Annotated in this window: 13 protein-coding genes; 6 read left to right on the top strand and 7 right to left on the bottom strand. The window is 62.2% G+C overall.

Annotated elements, in window-relative coordinates:
- Positions 1-149: 149 nt before the first annotated feature.
- The 4 genes from JXA24_04890 to JXA24_04875 all read right to left on the bottom strand — a co-directional run bounded on the left by JXA24_04890 (position 150) and on the right by JXA24_04875 (position 3,584).
- The gene (locus JXA24_04890) at positions 150-446 is read right to left on the bottom strand and encodes a YggU family protein (GenBank protein ID MBN1283093.1); all 297 of its coding nucleotides are present in this window, start codon (positions 444-446) and stop codon (positions 150-152) included.
- A 77-nt stretch (positions 447-523) separates the two neighbouring features.
- Entirely contained in the window at positions 524-1,348 is an 825-nt protein-coding gene (locus tag JXA24_04885; GenBank protein MBN1283092.1) for a pyrroline-5-carboxylate reductase, read from the bottom strand.
- Positions 1,349-1,404: 56 nt separating this feature from the next.
- Positions 1,405-2,394 (bottom strand): flippase-like domain-containing protein, encoded by a 990-nt coding sequence (locus JXA24_04880; protein MBN1283091.1) that lies wholly within the window; start codon positions 2,392-2,394, stop codon positions 1,405-1,407.
- A 47-nt stretch (positions 2,395-2,441) separates the two neighbouring features.
- On the bottom strand, positions 2,442-3,584 hold the full coding sequence (locus JXA24_04875) for a glycosyltransferase family 4 protein (GenBank protein MBN1283090.1): 1,143 nt from the start codon (positions 3,582-3,584) through the stop codon (positions 2,442-2,444).
- A gap of 234 nt (positions 3,585-3,818) precedes the next feature.
- Between JXA24_04875 and JXA24_04870 the strand changes: the two genes are divergently transcribed.
- From JXA24_04870 to JXA24_04850, 5 genes are all read left to right on the top strand, one after another.
- Positions 3,819-4,829, top strand: a complete 1,011-nt coding sequence (locus JXA24_04870) for a phosphatase PAP2 family protein (protein MBN1283089.1) — start codon at positions 3,819-3,821, stop codon at positions 4,827-4,829.
- Positions 4,830-4,859: 30 nt separating this feature from the next.
- A complete protein-coding gene (locus JXA24_04865) occupies positions 4,860-7,337 on the top strand; it encodes an MMPL family transporter (GenBank protein ID MBN1283088.1) in 2,478 nt (825 codons plus the stop codon).
- Positions 7,338-9,041: a hypothetical protein gene (locus JXA24_04860; GenBank protein ID MBN1283087.1), complete on the top strand. Its 1,704-nt coding sequence runs from the start codon at positions 7,338-7,340 to the stop codon at positions 9,039-9,041.
- A gap of 68 nt (positions 9,042-9,109) precedes the next feature.
- The gene (locus JXA24_04855; GenBank protein MBN1283086.1) at positions 9,110-10,723 is read left to right on the top strand and encodes a ChaN family lipoprotein; all 1,614 of its coding nucleotides are present in this window, start codon (positions 9,110-9,112) and stop codon (positions 10,721-10,723) included.
- A gap of 45 nt (positions 10,724-10,768) precedes the next feature.
- Complete coding sequence (locus tag JXA24_04850) at positions 10,769-12,049, top strand: malate dehydrogenase (GenBank protein ID MBN1283085.1); 1,281 nt, start codon at positions 10,769-10,771, stop codon at positions 12,047-12,049.
- Positions 12,050-12,128: 79 nt separating this feature from the next.
- Here the strand turns inward: JXA24_04850 and JXA24_04845 are convergent, their stop codons facing one another.
- Both JXA24_04845 and JXA24_04840 read right to left on the bottom strand, forming a co-directional pair.
- Positions 12,129-13,727, bottom strand: a complete 1,599-nt coding sequence (locus JXA24_04845; GenBank protein ID MBN1283084.1) for a hypothetical protein — start codon at positions 13,725-13,727, stop codon at positions 12,129-12,131.
- A 40-nt stretch (positions 13,728-13,767) separates the two neighbouring features.
- Positions 13,768-14,418, bottom strand: coding sequence for a hypothetical protein (locus JXA24_04840; GenBank protein MBN1283083.1), 651 nt, complete (start codon positions 14,416-14,418; stop codon positions 13,768-13,770).
- A gap of 255 nt (positions 14,419-14,673) precedes the next feature.
- On the opposite strand from JXA24_04840, the gene JXA24_04835 reads away from it, so the two are divergent.
- Complete coding sequence (locus JXA24_04835) at positions 14,674-15,687, top strand: hypothetical protein (protein ID MBN1283082.1); 1,014 nt, start codon at positions 14,674-14,676, stop codon at positions 15,685-15,687.
- 194 nt (positions 15,688-15,881) lie between these two features.
- Here the strand turns inward: JXA24_04835 and JXA24_04830 are convergent.
- The coding region (locus tag JXA24_04830) for a nicotinate-nucleotide diphosphorylase (carboxylating) (GenBank protein MBN1283081.1) at positions 15,882-16,001 on the bottom strand (120 nt) is incomplete at its 5' end.

Genomic DNA, 16,001 nt, shown 5'->3' with positions numbered 1-16,001 from the left:
GGCCGACGAAAGCCCCCGATGACCTTCAGACAGTCTGGTTCATCTAATGATGAAATGCCGGGGCGTGGGAACTGCGCCCCGGCCGAGACGGCGTTTGAGGCGAGGAGGGATAGCGAGAAGAGCGCTTCGATCCGCCCCGTCTGCAGAACTCAACTCTGAAAAGTCAGTTTGGATAATGCCGACTTGTCGACACCCTGAATCAGGACCACCTTGGTGCGGCTGCGGGCGCCCCGGAGGATCGAGATGCGGGACCTGGGCACGCCGAGCTCCTTCGAGAGCAGCTCGATGATCTCATCGTTGGCCGCGCCCTCGACAGGGGGGGCGGCCAGGGCGACCTGGAGCACGCCGTCCCGCATGCCCTTGACGCGGCTCCTTCCGGCGCGCGGGGAGACGCGGCACTCGATCGTGACTCCGTCTTTTCTCTCGTTGATCTTCAAGATTATCAGTGACTGGTGACTTGTGACTGGTAACTGGCGGTAATGCACGGGTCGCCTTGGTCATCACGCCAGTCACTAGTCACTAGTCACGGCTTCAATGTTCTCAGCTCTCTTGCCCTCTTGGTGGCCGCTCGGACCGACTCCTCCATGGTCTTCCAGAAGTTCCGCCTCTTCATCTGCTTCATGGCGGCCCATGTGGTCCCCTTCTTGGAGGTCACCTGCGCGCGCAGTTCGCGGGGCGAGCGGCTGTTGTGCGAGGCCAGCTCCGCCGCGCCCACGGCGGTCTGGATCGTGAGCATCCGCGACATGGCGGGGGTGAGCCCGAGCTTCACGCCGGCCGCGTCCATCGCCTCCATCATGGCGAAGAAATAGGCGGGCCCGGTGCCGGAGAGCCCCGTGACCACGTCCATGAGCCTCTCCTCGCGCACGTCCACGGTCTGGCCCACCGCCTGGAAGACCTGGTGCGCGAAGCGGCGGTAGCGCTCCGGCATTCGTGGGCCGCAGTAGATGGCCGATATCCCCTCGTCGATCACGGCGGGCAGATTCGGCATGACCCTTATGAGGCGGGGCCTCGCGCCGAGGTAGCGGCGGAGCCGCTTGAAGTCAATGCCTGCGGCGATCGAGATGAAGAGGTGGTCCTTCGTGATGAGAGGCCTGATCCCCCCGCAGACCCCCTCCATGTCCTGCGGCTTGACCGCGAGGATGACCGTGTCGCATGCGTTGACCACCGCGTGGTTCTTGCGCGTGGTGTGGATGCCGTAGGTCTTCTCGAGGAGCCGCACGCGCCCGGGCGATGCGTCTGAGGCGAGAATCTCGTACGAGCGCACGAGGTTGGAGCGCAAAAGCCCCTTGATGAGCGCCTCCCCCATGTTCCCCGCGCCGATGACGCCCACTATGTAGTTGTCCTTCATGATGCCTCCTTATCTAAAGAAGCTGAGAAGCTGAGAGGCTGAGAGGCTGAGAAGGTTCAAATGCCCCCTGCTTCTATCTTTGCTTCTCTGCTTCTCAGCTTCTGTACTTCTCTCCGATTCCCAGGGCCGATCTCGATCATGTACATTATCGCGCCGGCGACCGTCACCGGGATGAACTGCACCGCATGGTAGCACAGCGCCACGCCGAGACCCAGCGCCGAGCTGATCCCGAACCAGGAATATGCCAGCACGGCGGCCGCCTCGAATGGGCCGATCCCGCTGGGCGCGGACGGTATGATGATGGCGAGGTTGATCGCGACGAAGACCAGCGCCGGGACCCACAGGGCCATGTGCAGGCCGAAGGCCAGCTGGCAGAGCCGGATCGTCTCTATCTGCAGCAGGCAGATGGCGATCGAGAGCCCGAGGGTCGCGAGGATCAGCCTGGAGCTCCCGAGCATCAGCATGCCGGAGCCCAGGCCGGCCGCGAGCCTCGAGAGCCTGCCCGCCACGTCGGCCTCCTCCCTGGATGCGCGCCTGTGATGAAACATGAGGAGTATGCAGATGAGCAGCGATGCAGCCGTGACTATCGAGACTATGACGGTGCCCTTGAGGACCCACTCAGGAAACGTGGAGTGGAGCGACAGCAGGCCGAAGAGTATCAGGATCGCCAGCCCCTCGAAGAGCTTGTCCAGCCCGGTGATTGAGGCGAGCATGGCGCGGCTGGCGCCCTCCCACTTGCCGAGGAGATAGATCTTGAGCCAGTCGCCGCCGCGCACGGGCAGCACGTTGTTTGCCGCGAGCCCGATCATGGTGGCCTTGAAGATGCCCGAGTATCGCGCGCGCTTCCTGGGCCTCATCATGAGCTGCCAGCGCAGGCTTTTGAGCAGGATGACGGCTATGTTCACGACCGCCGCCGCGCCCAGATAACGCCACTCCGCGCGGGCGATCCCGGCCCACAGCGAGCCCATGTCTATGCGGGTGAACATCACCCAGACGAGCGCCGCCGTGACGAGCCAGCCTATTGCTGTGATTGCGGTCTTTTTCATTCGTGACTCGTGACTCGTGACCTGTGGTCTGTGGCCTGTGGGGGTGTTCACAGATCACTGACCACTGATAACTGACCACCGATCACTTTCTTATAGTACTCCAACTGCATCTCCGCAATGCGTTTCCAGTCGTACCTCTCGACCCGCAGGGCCGCGGTCGCGCCGAGGCTCTCCCTCAGCTCCCCGTCGGCGATGAGCCTCTCGAGCGCGGCCGCGAGCGCGTCCTCGTCGCCGGGCGGGACGAGCAGGGCGCTCTCTCCGTGCGTCACCAGGGCGCGGAACGCCTCGATGTCGGAGGCCACCATCGCGCGGCCGCCGCTCATCCCCTCGAGGATCGTGATCCCGAAGGAGGCGATGGCAGGGGTGAAGACGAAGGCGTGCGCGGAGGCCAGATAGTCGGGCCTCCTGTTGTGTGCCGCGCCCTCGAAAAGGACCGCGTCCCTCACGTCGTTCGGAACGATGCCGTGGAAGTGGAAAGCCAGCGGCCCGTCGCCCACCACTATGAGCCTCGTGTCCCTGTTGCTGCGGTGGATGCGCGCGAAGGCGTTGATGAGCACGTCGAGGCCGTTGCGCCTGTCGGGCCTCCCGATGAAGAGGATGTTGAATTTCCCGTCCGCGAAGCGCTCGATGGGCCTGCCTTGCGCCCACCACTCCACGTCCACGCCGTTGGGGATCACGTCGAACTCGCGGCCGAAGTAGCCCCTGAGCTCCGCCGCGCAGCAGTCCGAGACCGCGATGCGGCCGTCCATGCGGTCGAGCAGGCGCAGGCACCGCTCCCTGTAGAGCTTGTAGTAGATGTCGTCCGTGCCGCCGAGCACCGTGTGGAAGGTGCCGACCGCCGGCGACAGCGCCTGTATGTTCGCAATCTGCGGCAGGGTGGGGAACAGAGGGGAGTGCAGGTGGATGAGGTCGAAGCGCTCCCGCTCGAGTATGTCGCGGACCTTGCGCGCGAGCCCCGTCCCGAAGCTCACCCTGCCGCACGAGGCGTTGAAGAAGACCGGGGTGCTGCGGCCGACGAAGATCACCCTCTCCCTGATCTCCCTATCCACCTCCGGCGGAGATCCCTCCCTGCCCGTGATTATGCGAAAGTCGTGGCCCAGGCGCATGAGCTCGCGCGAGAAGTGATAGACGTTTTCGGTGATGCCGCCGAGGGTGGGGTAGAAGTACTCTGTGACAATGCCTATCTTCATCCGGCGAGGCCCCTGGGCTAAATCTTTCGTGGATTCGGGGGGTTATGAGGGATCCCGATTGATTTGTCAAATGGATGGTGATCGGGGATCGGGGATCAGGGATCGGGGATCAGGGATCGGGGATCAGTGTCATTTCTTACAGATCATTGATCACGGATCACTGATCACAAAACCCGGATTTATACCGGGTTTTCTATTGAAATCCCGGCGACATAGGGATAAACAAGCCCACCCATGTCCACGGCGAACAACACCTTTGAATTCGGCATCACCCCTCGGGGTTTTTCCCTTGGGGCCTTTTTCGCCTGGTCCAGGGAGAGGGCGCTCTTTCGGCTCGCCCACCTGGGCTTTGACATCGTGTTTCTGGCGGCCATGGCCGTGATGCTCGTGGCGACGGTGCTGGCCATGGGCGGGAGCATCCGCTTCTTCCAGGCCTCGGTCGGGCTCCCGCTGGCCATCATGGTGGTGGCGCTGGTGACCGCGGCCTGTCGGAGGCCCGGAGAGTGGCGCGACGAGGTGAGGCACATCCTCAGGGACTGGGTGCCGTTCCTCTTCATCGTGTTCATCTACGAGAACATGCACGACGTGGCGGGCCAGGCGATGAGCTTCGACATCGCCGGTACCCTGCACGACTGGGACGTGGCCCTCTTCGGCATGGAGCCCACGCTCTGGATGCAGCGCTTCTACTCGCCGCTGGCCACCGACATCTTCGCGGTCTCGTACGCCCTCTACTTCGCGGAGCCGCTGGTCATCATGTTCCTGCTCTCCATATGGGACATGCGGCAGGAGCTTAGGCACATGGCCATGACCGTGACGCTCACGTTCATACTGGGCTTTATCGGCTACGTATTTCTGCCCGCCTCGCCGCCGAGATATTTCATAGAGCACCTCTTCACCGATCCGATCAGGCTGCAGGGGCAGTTCATATTCAATCACCTGCAGGGGGCGTGGGACAGCCTCTCCGTGGTGGCGGGCGGCGCCTTCCCCAGCCTCCATGTCGCGATCTCGACCGTGGCCCTGATCTACGCGTGGCGCTATCGGAAGCTGAACAGGACCTGCAGCGCCATATGGTACGCATACGTCCCCCTGGTGACCAGCCTCTGGGTAGCGACCGTGTATCTGCGGCACCACTGGGTCATCGACATTTTCGCCGGATGGGCGGTTGCGGGGATCGCCTATGCCGGGACTGAGCTGCTCGCTCGAGCCCGCGCAGGCCTCTGCGCGCGCTACGGGCTATCGGTCTGAGCGGGTCGTGGCAGCTCAGAATTTACCGACATGATTCAAAGCATCCATCGACTGGCGACCGCGTATATCAAGTTCGTGTCCAGGCACGAGCGGACGGTGCTGCTCCTCGCGCTGGCGACCTTCGCGGCCTCGGTCTGGATATCGTCCGGCCTCGAGCTCAAGAGCGACCTCAAGGAGCTGCTACCCCCCGATTACCAAAGCGTCATGGAGCTCAACCGCGTGCTCGAGCACGTGGGCGGCATCGATTCGCTCATAGTCGCGGCCGAGGGCCCGGACGTCGAGGCGAACAAGCGCTTCATGGACGATCTCGCGCAGCGCCTCGCGGATCTTGCGCCCGGGAAGATACGCTACGTCAACTACAAGGCGGACCGGATCAGGCGGTTCTACGAGGACCACTTCCTGTACTACATGGATCTCAAGGACCTCGAGACGTTCCACTCGAGGCTCAAGCGGCGCGTGGATTACGAGAAGTTCAAGCGCACGCCGTTCTTTCTGGACCTCGACGAGGGTGAAGCCGCGCAGCCGGAGGGCTTCGACTTCGACTCGCTCAGGGAGCGATACGAAAAGCGCTACCGGGCCCCGGTGGAGACCGTGGACGACTATTACGGGGGCGAGTGGGGGCGCATGCTGATCATGGTGATAAGGCCCTTCGGCACCGCCATGACCGTCGGCGCCGCCAGGTCGCTCGTCTCCGCGGTGGAGGCAGTCGTGGAGGAGATGGGGCCCGCCTCCTATTCCCCGGGCATGAGGGTAGGGTTCTGCGGCAACGTGAAGAGCACGATCGAGGAATACGAGACGATGAAGAGGGACATCCTCTCCACGTCGCTGCTCTGCATAGGGCTGGTCTCCATCGCCATAGTCGTCTACTTCCTGCGCATCAGGGTCGTCTTCATGCTGGGGGGGACGCTCCTTCTGGCCATCTCATGGACCTTCGCGATCACGCGCGGTGTGATAGGCTATCTCAACGCCCAGACCGCTTTCCTCGGCTCCATAATCGTGGGCACGGGGATCAACTACGGCATAATACTGATGGCCCGCTATCTCGAGGAGCGCAAGAGGCAGAGGGGCCCGGCCGAGGCCATGGAGCTTGCGATCGAGGCGACCGCCGTGCCGACATTCCTCGCCGCGGTCACCACCGCCGTGGCGTTCGCGGTCCTGTTCATCGCCAGGATCCGGGGCCTGTCGCAGTTCGGCTTCATCGGCGCCCTCGGGGTCATGCTCTGCTGGGCGGCCACCGTGCTCGTCCTGCCTGCGATGATGACCGCCTCCGAGAAGATCCACCGATTCGTGAGGCCCAGGGCCGCGCCGAGGAGGGAGAGCGCGCTCTTCGCCATGGCGACGAGGGTCGCGGCCCGCTCCCCCGCGTTCATCATCGGGGCGTCGCTGATGGCGGCGGTGGCGGCGGTGGTCGTGATCGTCCGGTTCGCGCCCAATGCGATAGAGTACGACTTCACGAAGATGCGCAACCAGGTCTCGGTGAGCAGCGGGACCGAGGCGCTGGAGAAGAGGGTCAGCCGACTCTTCAAGCATTCGATGACTCCGTCGGTGGCGCTGGTCGACTCCATAGAGCAGGGCAGGCAGGCCTGCGAAGCGGTGATGGCCCGTAACGATGCGCTCCCGCCGGAGGAGCAAAGGGTCGGCAGCTGTCACTCCATATACGATCTGCTGCCCGAGGGCCAGGAGGAGAAGCTGCCGGTCATAGCGAGGATAGGCGCACTGCTGTCCCAGGAGTGGTTGGACAAGGCCGGCGACAGGATCTCCTCGCAGGTGAAGCGGGTGAAGCGCTCGGTTCTGAATCGTCCGCTGACGGTCGAGGACATGCCGGATGACATGACGCGCCATTTCGAGGACCGCTGGGGCAACAGGGGGGCGCTGGTCTTCATAAACCCGAGGCCGGGCATGCTGCTCTCCGACGGCCGCAACCTCGTCCGGTTCGCCGACACGATCAGGGAGATCACGTTGCCGGACGGGGTCGTCCTGCATGCGGCGAGCGCGTCCCTCGTGTTCTCCGACCTGATATCGATAATAAAGGACGACGCCCCGCTGCTCACCGCCGCGTCGCTGGCCGCCGTGATCCTGCTCGTGCTCCTCATGCTCAAGAGCGTGCGGCGCTCCGCCGTCATAGTCATCTCCCTGCTGTGGGCGGTCCTCGTGATGGCGGGAGCGGCGGCGTTCCTCGGCATAAAGGTCAACTTCTTCAACTTCATCGTGCTCCCGCTCACGTTCGGCATCGGCGTGGACTACGCGGTCAACATGGCCATGAGGCTCAGGCAGGAGTGGCCCGACGGCGTGGCGAAGGCCATAAGGCACACCGGGCCGGCGGTCATACTCTGCTCCGTCACCACGATCATCGGCTACTTCGTGCTCACCACCGCCAACAACCAGGCGCTGGCCACCTTCGGGACCGCCGCGGTCATAGGGGAGATCGCCTGCATAAGCTCCGCGGTGCTGCTGGTGCCCGCCTGCCTCGTCTGGTACGCGGCCTGGCGCAGGGGGAGGAAGGGGTAGATGAGACGAATCCTCCTGCATATCGCGGTCGTCCTGATCAGCATGTTTTCAACGTGCGATGCATGGGCGCAGGCAGCGCTGAATGCCCCCCCTGAAGATCCCGTCTACCATGCGATCGATGTCCTGGTCGCGCACGGCCTGGCCAACGACGTGATCATGGGGCAGCGTCCTTTTTCGAGGTTGGAGGTGGCAAGGATACTCAGGGAGTCCCGAAAGGCCCTGGATGATCGGCAGGAGTCGTACGATGAGTCTGGTGAAAGAGCGGACGAGGCGTGGGATGCTTTTAGCCGGCGGCTGAGGGACAGGCGATATGTGGAGAATCTGCTCTCCTATTACGAGAAGGAGTATGCTCATGAGCTGGCGGGCATGCGCAAGGGAGTTCACCTTGAGGGCTTGGAGCGGCTCGATTTCACCACCATCTACAACAGCAGCCTTCCGCGCACGATGCCCCCTGACAACGGCGCGGGCTACATCGACGGCATCGTCACATCCTTTGATCAGTACGACCAGGGAAAGACCTACGTCGACGGCGGCAACTTCTATCTCTCCTCGCGCCACAACCTGTATCTGACGCGCTACGCGGCGCTGACCGCTCAACCGCGATTTGAGGTCCTGACCCAGGGCCGGGGCGACATGCAGGCGCATGCGTATGTCCATCGCCTCTATCTCAAATCCGGCATCAGCAACTTCGAGTTCGAGATCGGCCGCGACAACCTCCTGTGGGGGCAGGGCGAGCTCGGCGGGCTGATGGCATCGGCCAATCCAAGGCCGCTGGACATGATTAAGCTTTCAAACCCCTATCCCCTGAGGATTCCGTATGTCGGCGGGATGAAGTGGACGTTTTTCGTATCCAACCTCGGTCCGCAGCAGGCCCTTGAGTATCCATATTTCTATGGCCTCAAGTGGTCGTGGAAGGTGTCGCGATGGTTCGAGTTCGGACTATCGCACACCATCACCATGGGCGGCGACGGCGCGCCCGGCGTCAAGTGGTGGGAGCCGATAGCGGAGCTCATGCCTTTTCACAAGTGGGGCGGATCGAACATAGGACAGGACGACATAGCGAACAACTCCTGGGGTTTTCTGGATTTCAGGCTCACGATCCCGCCGCTTCGCCACAGCATCCTTTATTACGACGGCTACATCGAGGACTCGATCGTTCGCGCCTTCAGGCTGCCGGACAACCTGCTCAACCAGATGGCCTTCATCACGGGATTGTACGTCCCCAGGCTCACCGCCAGGGGCGACTACGGGCTGAGGCTCGAGTACCACCACACCCCGCCGCTCGCCTACAGGCACGGCAGGTGGACCTCCGGCTACACGGAGAACAGGCGCGTGATAGGCGACGCTATCGGCCCTGACGCCGATGCGATCTATGCCACTTTCTACTGGAGGCCGAGGCCCGCTGTTCTGGGCAGCCTCTGTTTTGCGTTCGAGGATTACGATTCATCGCAATACATGACCGAGGCGAACGCGCAGGGCGGGGGAGACAGGATAATCAAGACCCAGGCGGGGCCGCACGAGCGCAGATACCGTGCGCTGGCGGGGCTCAGGTGGCTCGGCGGCGCGAGATACGGACTCGACGTTTCCGCCGGCTATGAGCGCGTTGAAAATTCTGATTTCCAGGTCGGAAGGTCGGTGGATAACGTATTGCTGGGCATCAACCTGACGCTTCATTTTGATGAATTCGATGTGGGCATGAATTGATTCCGGTCCTCTGTGTGTTGGCGTTGCTGTTCAGACTGTGATAGGTTTGATCATCGAATGGGGGAGCCATGGCACGATCCCCTCGCGCAGAGCTGCTCGCCATACAGAAGAGGCTCTGGCGCTGGAACAGGGAGCTGATCGACCACTCGATCCTCGTCAAGGAGCCCGGCTTCGCCTCCTACGAGCGCGCCTACAAGCGCGCGGTGGCGCGGCATCTCAAGCCCGTGGACCACGAGGAGATGATAGAGGCGGTCCTTCGCTCCGAGGTGATCTACGTCGGCGACTACCACACCTGCAACCAGTCGCAGCGTTCATTCCTGCGGATCCTCAAGGCCGTGGTCCGGCGCGACAAGCGCTTCGCGCTGGGAATGGAGCTTCTGCACAAGAGGCACCAGGAGGTGCTCGACCGCTATCTCGACGGCCGCATCTCCGAGGCCACATTCCTCAAGAGGATCAAGCTCAAGGAGCACTGGGTCTTCGACCTGTGGGAGAACTTCAAGCCGCTCTTCGATTTCTGCCGCTACCACGGCGTGCGCATGTACGCCATAGACGCCGCCCCCTCGGGCTCCGACGTGCGCGCGCGCGACGCCGCGTCCGCGAGGCTGCTGGCGCGCATCGTGAAGTCGAACCCGGGCAAGCGCCTCTTCGTTCTCATCGGCGACCTGCACATCGCCCCGCTCCATCTGCCGGCCGACCTCTCGCGCGAGCTGGCGAAGGCCGGTCTCAGGAGGAGGAGCCTCTCCCTCTACGAGAACAGCGAGGCGATCTACTGGAGGCTCGCTGAGAGGGGGCTGGACGACAGGGTGGAGGTGGTTCTTTTGCCCGACGGCAACTACTGCCGCATGCACACCCCTCCGGTCGTCTGCCAGCGGAGCTACCTCAACTGGCTGGAGCACGAGGAGGGCGAGATCGACTATGCGGACGCGAAGTCGAGCTTTCTGGAGATCGTGGACCGGATCTGCGAGTTCCTGAAGGTGAGGCTGGGAAAGGAGAGGGACGAGGTCGAGGTCTTCACCTGCGGCGACCTCTCCTTCCTCAAAAAGCTGAGCGAGAGCGGAAAGTTCGCGAAGCGGGAGATCGAGACGATCAAGCGGCAGATACTCGCCAGCGAGAGCTACTACATCGCGAGGACGAGGTTCGTTTATCTGGCCAACCTCTCGCTCAACCACGCGGCCGAGGAGGCCTCGCACTTCATAAAGAGCGTGTGCTCGGGGGAGGAGAAGCCGAGGGAGGTGGTGGACGCCTTCTACGCGAACATCCTGCACGAGGGGCTGGGCTTCTTCGGCTCCAAGATCATAAACCACAAGCGCAAGTGCTACCACGAGCGCGACTTCGAGAACCTGCTCGCCTATTTCCAGAGCGTGCGGGTGCCAAGGGAGCGGATGCTCGAGCACGAGACCGCGGCCCTGGTCACCGAGTACAAGAGGATGGAGAGGAAAGGCCGCGCGCTCGCCTACACCGATATCTTCCGGAGCCGCATGGACCTCTTCCTCGCGGTGACCCACGCGCTCGGCTACATGCTCGGCGACAGGCTCTACTACGGGCTCGTGGGGGGCAGGGTGAAGAAGGCGGACATCCGAGAGCTCTTCTGCGATCCATGGGAGGATGAGGGCGCCCCGGTCGAGGCGTACATGAGGATCTTCCGCAAGGTTCGCGGGGTGAGGATACCGAAGAGGATGTGAAAAATTATTTGAATTATCCCCGAATTTCGCCTACTAGGGCGGTCTATGAAAAACGACCTCAAGGAAGACGCCCTGCGCTATCACCGTGAGGGAAGACCCGGCAAGATCGAGATCGGCATCACCAAGCCCTGCGCCACCCAGCGCGACCTCTCGCTCGCGTACACGCCGGGCGTGGCCGAGCCGTGCCGCGAGATCGAGCGCGACCCCGCGGCCGCATACGACTACACCGCGCGCGGAAACCTGATCGCCGTGATCACCAACGGCACCGCGGTGCTGGGCCTCGGCGACATCGGGCCGCTCGCGGGCAAGCCGGTGATGGAGGGCAAGGCGCTCCTCTTCAAGCGCTTCGCCGACGTGGACGCGTTCGACATAGAGGTGGACGAGAAGGACCCTGCCAGACTGATTCAGATCGTGAAGTCGCTGGAGCCCACCTTCGGCGGCATCAACCTCGAGGACATAAAGGCGCCCGAGTGCTTCGAGATCGAGAGGCAGCTCATCGAGGCGATGGACATCCCGGTCTTCCACGACGACCAGCACGGCACCGCTATCATCACCACCGCGGGCCTCATGAACGCGCTCGAGATTACGGGCAGGAAGGCGTCGGACGTGAGGGTCGTGTTCTCGGGCGCCGGCGCTGCCGCTGTCGCGTGCGCGCGCATGATCGAGTCGCTCGGCGTGCCCGTGGACAACATTTACATGTGCGACCGCAGGGGGCTCATCACGCATGACCGTGCGGAGCAGGAGCCGTGGCGCGGCCGGTACGCGAAGAAATCAAAGCCGATGGACCTTGCCGCGTGCATGAAGGGAGCGGACGTGTTCGTGGGTCTGTCCGCCGGCGGGATCGTGTCAAAGGAGATGGTGCGCTCGATGGCAGCGCGGCCCATCATCTTCGCGATGGCGAATCCGGACCCGGAGATCATGCCCGAGGATGCGCGTGCGGCCGCGCCGGAGGCGATCATCGCCACCGGCCGCTCCGACTATCCGAACCAGATCAACAACGTGCTGGGCTTCCCCTTCATCTTCCGCGGGGCGCTGGACGTGCGCGCGCGAAGGATCAGCGAGGGGATGAAGATGGCGGCTGCCCGCTCGCTCGCAGCGCTCGCCAGGGAGCCGGTTTCCAGGTCCATATGCGAAGCGTACAAAGTGGGCAGCATCGAGTTCGGCCCTGACTACATCATCCCCAAGCCCCTCGACCCGCGCGTGCTGCTCTGGGAGGCGCCCGCTGTCGCTGCCGCGGCCACCGAAGAGGGCCTCGCCCGCAGACCGAAGGGCAACGTCGAATCCTATTGCAAGGAGCTGGCTGAGAGACTCAAGATTGCCCGCTGATCTCTATCTGCATATTCACGTCCGCGGCGGGGGCGGAGTGGGTGACGGCGCATCTTTGCGCCTGCAGGGAGGGGTTTGTCTACAGGTTGAATCTGAGATGAACCGCGTTGTGGTGCGGGCGCTTCATGTCCTTCTCGCGCCACCTCTTTCTCTCCTTCAACTCCTCGATCATCCCGATGCATTCCCGGAGCTCCTCCCTGATCGAAGGACTGAGCTCGATCGCATGCTGCATGTCCGCGATGGCCTCGTCGAATCTCTCCAGCCTGTAGAGGGCCCCGGCCCTCGCGAACCTGATCGAGCTGTTGTGCGGCCCCAGGCGGGCGGCCTCGTCGTAGTCCTTCATGGCCGCATCGTACATGCCTGCGTTCATCTGTATGTCTCCGCGCGTGTTATAGGCCGCGGCGAGCGTCTCGTCGTCATCTTTGGAGGTTGCGATTGCCTGTTCCGCGTGGGTCATGGCCTTTTCACGTTCTTTCCTTTTGGACATGATGTGGGCGATCCTCATGTGAATATAGGCCTTCCTCATTGAGATATAATCTGCAATTTCATCCGTATCCAGCCCCCTTTTGCACTCGGCCAGCGCCAGATCGAGCTTCCCTTTGGCGATGTGGATGCGTGACCGAAGAGAGGCCGTGGAGACCTTTCTGTATTCAAGTTGCTCCAGCCTCTTTATCCTGGCGAGCGCCTCCTCGTAGAGGGTCTCGACCTCGTCCGGCGTCATGCGGGGTTTGGGTCCGGGTCTTTGGAGGCGTGAAGCCAAATCCTCCATGATCTCCTGAAGCCACAACGATTCTCCCGCGATGTCCGTGAGGTTACAGATGCTGTTGAACAGCGCCACCGTGTTTTCCGGGGCGCTGTGGAGCGCCTCTTCGTTGTCCTTCAGCGCTTTCGCGGAATCGCCCCTCTTGCGGTGCCAATGTGAGGCGCGATTTGTCAGTGCATTGGAGACGATGTATGACCTCCCGAGCGTCTTCAGGAATACGCCCTTTTTTACGGCCCTGATGTCGATTCCAAAGAGGTCAATGTAGTATCGGTCGCTCTTGATTCTGCCCATATCGATGTTGAACCGTATGCCCTTGCCGTCGTCGTAGCGGAGGAAGAGGTGCTCGGGGGCAGGCACGACCCCCAAGGGCCAGCCCAATTCGTGGGCCGCGCCCATGACGAGATAGGCGGAGGAATCGCAATCCACCATCTTGTCCGCCACCGCGGTGGTGAGCATGGATTCATAGGTCACGCCGTTTCTAAATCCTGTGGACCACAGCGCATTGTAGAGCATCTGCATCCTGATGCTGGCCAGCGACGCCGGCGTCCCGCCCGTGATCTTGAATCTTTCATATTCCTTGAGGAGCCTCGAAACCGCGCCGTATACGTCGGCGGTTTCGCTCTCCGTTGTGGCCTTGCTCTCCACCTGAAGGATGTCGTGTATCGGGTTGTCGACGCTGAGGCTGGTGCCGTGCGCGTAGTAGGTGGGAAAGAAGCCGCCGAGGGCCTTCAAGGCGTCGGCGTTATCGCCCAGGAAGGTCTTCCACTCCTCGGCCGAGACGTCGCCGTCGCCGTTTCGGTCTGTGGTCTCGGGGCCGGCGATGGCGCCATCGCCGTCAAGGTCGACGCCCCCCTCGGGGCGCAGGTCCGGGAAGTGCTCCGCCAGCTCCCGCTCTGTCCAGCATATCCGGGTCACGAACAGGTTATCGGCGATCGATCAAAAAAGTTGCGCTGAATCAGTGGGCTGATGGCTTGAAGGGGGAGGTGTCGAAGCCGTATTTTCTGCCGGCCGCGGCAAAGATCTCGAAGCCCTCCTCGGCGCTCTCCGCCTTTGCGGCGAGCCAGCTTTCGATCCCCGTTTCCCGTCCCATCAGATGTATCCCTGAGGTGTACTGCGCGAAAGCGACTTTTGAGAAGAGCTCCTCCGGCGTCATGCTCGCCGGGTTCACCCCGAGCATGAGGGATGTGATCATGTGGTCGACTATGTGGAAGCATAGCAGGTCTTCGAAGGCGAGCGCTCTGAGCTTCTTTACGAGCCTGTTTCTCGGCAGATCGCTGTTGTACATCCGGAACGGCAGCTTGGGCAGCTTCTCGGCGATGCCGGCGAGCCTGTCGAGGTGGACGGCCATCTTTCTGCAGTCCACCTCCAGCATGTTGTCATTTCCTGAGAAGGCGGTGAACGGAAGTTCCATCTTCGCCCTTTTGCCCGGTTCCCTGTGCATGGTCTCGCTTATTTCGCACAGCCCCGTGGTGTTGGCGCCGCTGAGCGGCAGGTCGGTGTAACGCCCGTCCTCCCTCCCGTCCAGGCGATCGAGCCTCCTTATGATCCCCTTTATCGTGCCCGCATCCCCAGCCATGTGCCCTACCTCCGATTCGAAAGATTCCATGGTCCTTATAGGATTGAAACATAATAAGTTGCGGGCTTATTTCATGTCCTGCCCCTTTTTCCCCTGCGAGGGGTGTGCACAGGCGGTCCGCGTTTGTTTCATTTGGTTGAATAAATAAAGCAACTTCTTCCAAATCCTGCCGATAAATACCCTGAGGTCGTCAAGGGGTACAGACTGTGGGGATATTAAAAAAATTTAAGTAAATCAAAGAGTTATGGTCAAGGCCATGCCTCTTTATTTTGCAGGAGGGTAAAGATGTCGGACAGCATCAGGAGCGTCGATCTTGGTTGCAGGGACCTCGCCGAGATCCGGGAGAGGCTCTCGGAGATCCGCTACCTCGACGGACAAAGGGGCTTTACGAACGAGGAGCTGGCAGAGGCCCGCTCCTTCCTCATGGAGAAGGGGATCATCTCCCCCTGGGTCCGGTCATTCTCTTCTGAAACCCTCAATGATTTCGTGTCGCACCTGGATCAGGTGCGCCAAAAGGTCCCGCGAAGCTGCGAGGCGTTCTCGCGGTCGATAGGGTTCAGCATAGAGGAGTCGTGCGACAGGTTCGTGATCATGGCGTTCTCTTGCTGGGAGCCGGCCGCGGACGATCGGCAGGGACTCCCAGCGGAGCTCACGGCCGAGGAGATCTCCCTCATAGGCGCTGCCTCGATGGAGAGCGGAGTCGATGACTTGTTCGGCCCGGCTCCCGTTATAGTTGTTGATGCCCAGGAGCCGGCCATTCGGACCAAGGATATCCCATCTGTCACAATCATGAACGAAGATTTCCCCTCCGAGAGGGAGGGGACCCTCTGGATGATGGCGGACCGCGCTTACGACGCCCTGGGGAAGGCGAGGCGCGCCATTGATGAGGGCCGCAAGGCCGATGCGCGCGGCCACCTGTCTGAGGCGGTAGGTGAGATCCGGGGGATGGGCATAACCCCCGAGATCCAGAGAGGCCTCTGGGCCCGGCACCCGGGCCTGGCGCTCGACGCAAGAAAGCTTGCGATCAGGGCGGCGGACCTCCTCCACGAGCTGGGGGAGGACGATGCGGCATTCGACGTCATGGCCCAAAACATCGCCGTCCCCTTCGGCGCGGTGTCTCTGGCCTTCGACTACTCCTTCAGGGACGGCTTCGAGTATCCGCCGCCCAAGGCGACTTCGCCGGAGTGCAGCTACGACCGCCTTTCCAAGAGCTGGGCGGAGAACACCTATCAGAAGCTTACCGAACAGCTCGCCGGCAAGATCAGGTGCTTCGACGCGGCAAAGTCAGGGGGCAGATAGCATATGGGGCGCGTAGGAGAAAGGAATGATAGTTCTCCGGCCGAGTACCGGATACCCGAGTAGGACCTTCGCGAATACCTGGCGGGTCAGCACTTCCACCACGACAAGATCATCGGATGTTTCGAGATGAAGGGCAGCGAGCTCTGGTTTGCGCCGTGGACAGGACGCGGGCGGTTTTCAACAGCAGCAGGTTGTCAAATGACCCTCTGCCCGCTGATCTCTATCTGCATATTCACGTCCGCGGCGGGGGCGGAGTGGGTGACGGCGCCCACGGAGATGAAGTCAACGCCGGCCTCGGCGTATGAGCGCACGTT

The organism is Pseudomonadota bacterium, from assembly GCA_016927275.1.
Taxonomy (GTDB): domain Bacteria; phylum UBA10199; class UBA10199; order 2-02-FULL-44-16; family JAAZCA01; genus JAFGMW01.
Note: the sequence above shows the minus strand (reverse complement) of the source record. Positions and strands in the feature narration are given on the sequence as shown.

Bases quoted from the DNA above. Each gene is read 5' to 3' on its own strand.
- JXA24_04885 (MBN1283092.1), bottom strand. From the start codon at position 1,348: ATGAAGGACAACTACATAGTGGGCGTCATCGGCGCGGGGAACATGGGG.
- JXA24_04855 (MBN1283086.1), top strand. From the start codon at position 9,110: ATGGCACGATCCCCTCGCGCAGAGCTGCTCGCCATACAGAAGAGGCTC.
- JXA24_04875 (MBN1283090.1), bottom strand. From the start codon at position 3,584: ATGAAGATAGGCATTGTCACAGAGTACTTCTACCCCACCCTCGGCGGC.
- JXA24_04880 (MBN1283091.1), bottom strand. From the start codon at position 2,394: ATGAAAAAGACCGCAATCACAGCAATAGGCTGGCTCGTCACGGCGGCG.
- JXA24_04850 (MBN1283085.1), top strand. From the start codon at position 10,769: ATGAAAAACGACCTCAAGGAAGACGCCCTGCGCTATCACCGTGAGGGA.
- JXA24_04870 (MBN1283089.1), top strand. From the start codon at position 3,819: ATGTCCACGGCGAACAACACCTTTGAATTCGGCATCACCCCTCGGGGT.
- JXA24_04840 (MBN1283083.1), bottom strand. From the start codon at position 14,418: ATGGAATCTTTCGAATCGGAGGTAGGGCACATGGCTGGGGATGCGGGC.
- JXA24_04865 (MBN1283088.1), top strand. From the start codon at position 4,860: ATGATTCAAAGCATCCATCGACTGGCGACCGCGTATATCAAGTTCGTG.
- JXA24_04835 (MBN1283082.1), top strand. From the start codon at position 14,674: ATGTCGGACAGCATCAGGAGCGTCGATCTTGGTTGCAGGGACCTCGCC.
- JXA24_04860 (MBN1283087.1), top strand. From the start codon at position 7,338: ATGAGACGAATCCTCCTGCATATCGCGGTCGTCCTGATCAGCATGTTT.